We start from the raw sequence: 2459 nt of genomic DNA on the forward strand, positions 1-2459 counted from the left end.
CGCCGGTCACCGGACGAGGCCGGGCGCTGCGCCATCGCCGCGACCCGGGCCTCCGCGTCGCGCCAGGCCTGTTCGGTCGTGTCCCGGACAAGCGTCGTGATGCGCAGGCCGAACTCCAGCGGCGGCAGGTCGCGGTCCAGGTCCGTGCTCAGGCGGCGGAGCCGGTCGATGCGGTCGGCGATGCCGTCCAGCGGTTCGCCCCAGAACAGCTGCACGTCGGCCTCGGTCGCGGAGACCCGCTCCGAGGCCGGGGACGCGCCGCCGAAATAGAGGCGAGGACCTTTCCCGTACGGGCGGGGGACCACCGTCGAGTTGGTGACGGAGAAATGCTCACCCACGTACGTGACGTTCTTCTCGGTCCAGAGCCGTCGGGCCGTACGCATGAACTCCTTGGTCCGGGCGTACCGCTGGGCCTGGTCGCCTTCCGTGTCGCCGTAGGCGGCCAGGTTGTCCTGGCCGCTGACGAAGTTGACCAGCAGCCGGCCGCCGCTGAGCCGGTCCAAAGTGGCGGCCGCGCTGGCGAAGTGTGCCGGCTGCCAGTAGCCCGGGCGGATGGCCACCAGCGGACGGAAGGTCGTGGTGCGGGCGGCGAGCGCGGTGGCGACCGTGAACGTGTCCGGCCGGCCCCAGCCGGTGCCGATCAGGGCGCCCGCCCAGCCGTGCCGCTCGGCGGTCAGGGCCAGGTCCACGCTGTGTTCCAGAGTGCCGTAGCCCTCGACCGGGTCGTCGCCGCGGTGCCCCGGCTCGACCGTGTTGGGGATGTACCACAGGAACGTCGCGCTCATCGGATCGGCTCTCCGGTCAGGACCAGGCGGTTGGCCGGGCGCGGGAGCTCGTAGTGCTCGCGCAGTGTGGTGCCCTCGTACTCGGTGCGGAACAGGCCGCGCTCCTGCAGGATCGGCACGACCTTGGTCGCGAAGGCCTCGATCCCGGACGGCAGGACGGCCGGCATGATGTTGAAGCCGTCGGCGGCGCCGTTCTCGAAATAGTGCTGGATCGTGTCGGCGACCTGCACCGGCGTACCGGTGAAGGTCCGGTGGCCGCGCCCGCCGCCGAGCCGGCCGATCAGCTCGCGCACGGTCAGGTTGTCCCGCCGGGCCCAGTCCACGATGAGCGTGCGGCGGCTCTTCGCGCCCTCGATCCGGTCCTCGCCGGGCAGCTGCGCGGGCAGCGGCCGGTCGAGGTGCAGCGTGCCGGCGTCCACGCCGAGCGTCTGGGCCAGGGTCCGCAGGGCGTACTGCGGCGCGATCAGCCGGTCCAGTTCGGCGTCGAGCTCGCGGGCCTCGGCCTCGGTGTCGCCGATCACCGGCACGATGCCGGGCAGGATGACGACGTGCCCGGGGTCGCGTCCCGCGGCCACGACCCGGCGCTTCAGGTCGGCGTAGAACGCCTGGCTCTCCGCCAGGGTCGGCTGGGCGGTGAAGACGGCCTCCGCCCATCTGGCGGCGAACTCCTTGCCGTCCTGCGACGATCCGGCCTGCACGAGCAGCGGGTACGCCTGTGGCGAGCGGGGCACGTTGAGCGGCCCGTCCACCCGGAAGTGCGCGCCGCGGTGGTCGATGCGGCGGACGCGGTCGCTCTGCGCGTGCACACCCTGCTGCTTGTCGGCGACGATCGCGTCGTCGGTCCAGCTGTCCCACAGCTTCGTGGCGACCTCGAGGAACTCGTCGGCCCGTTCGTAGCGGGTGCGGTGCAGCGGCTGGTCCGCCAGCCCGAAGTTGCGCGCGGCCGCGTCGCCCGCGGTGGTGACGATGTTCCAGCCGGCCCGGCCGCCCGACAGGTGGTCGAGCGAGGCGAACCGCCGGGCCAGGTTGTAGGGCTCGTTGTACGACGTCGAGGCCGTCGCGATCAGCCCGATGTGGGACGTGGTCGCGGCCAGGGAGGCGAGCAGGAGCGTCGGCTCCAGCTTGCCGGACGGCCGGCGACCCGGGTCGCTCCACAGCACGGGACTGTCGGCCAGGAACACGGAGTCGAACCGCGCGTCCTCGGCGATCCGGGCCAGGCGCTGATGCGCGGCCAGCGAGAGGTTCGCGTACGGGTCCGACCCGGGCAGCCGCCACGACGCCTCGTGGTGGCCGGTGTCGTGCAGGAACAGGTTGAAGTGCAGCTTGCGGCTCATCGGCTCTCCTCGTCGACGCCCAGTTCGTCCAGCAGGTAGGTGCGGATCTCGGCGAAAGCGGGATCGGAGCGCGAACGCCGGGCCAGGTCCACGCGTACGTCGGTGCGCACGACGCCGGCGTCCAGCAGGATCACCCGGTCGGCCAGCACGATCGCCTCGTCGACGTCGTGGGTCACCAGCAGCACCGCGGGCCGGTGCTTCTCGCAGAGCTTGCGGAGCAGGGTGTGCATCCGGATGCGGGTGAGGGCGTCGAGCGCGCCGAACGGCTCGTCGGCCAGCAGCAGCTGGGGCTCGCGGACGAGCGAGCGGGCCAGCGCGGCCCGCTGCTGCTCGCCGCCGG

At 72.7% G+C, this 2459-nt stretch carries 3 protein-coding genes; all 3 read right to left on the reverse strand.

Going from position 1 to position 2459, the window contains the following annotated elements; all coding sequences use genetic code 11:
• Positions 1-785 (reverse strand): LLM class flavin-dependent oxidoreductase (locus AB0C29_RS43445; RefSeq protein WP_360833512.1); only part of this gene is annotated, 785 nt, incomplete at its 3' end.
• Positions 782-2119, reverse strand: a complete 1338-nt coding sequence (locus AB0C29_RS43450; RefSeq protein WP_360833514.1) for an LLM class flavin-dependent oxidoreductase — start codon at positions 2117-2119, stop codon at positions 782-784. The genes AB0C29_RS43450 and AB0C29_RS43445, both read right to left, overlap by 4 nt.
• Positions 2116-2459, reverse strand: a 344-nt coding sequence (locus tag AB0C29_RS43455) for an ATP-binding cassette domain-containing protein (protein WP_360833515.1), incomplete at its 5' end; no start/stop codon positions are given. The genes AB0C29_RS43455 and AB0C29_RS43450, both read right to left, overlap by 4 nt.

This window comes from Actinoplanes sp. NPDC048791 (assembly GCF_040650095.1).
GTDB lineage: Bacteria > Actinomycetota > Actinomycetes > Mycobacteriales > Micromonosporaceae > Actinoplanes.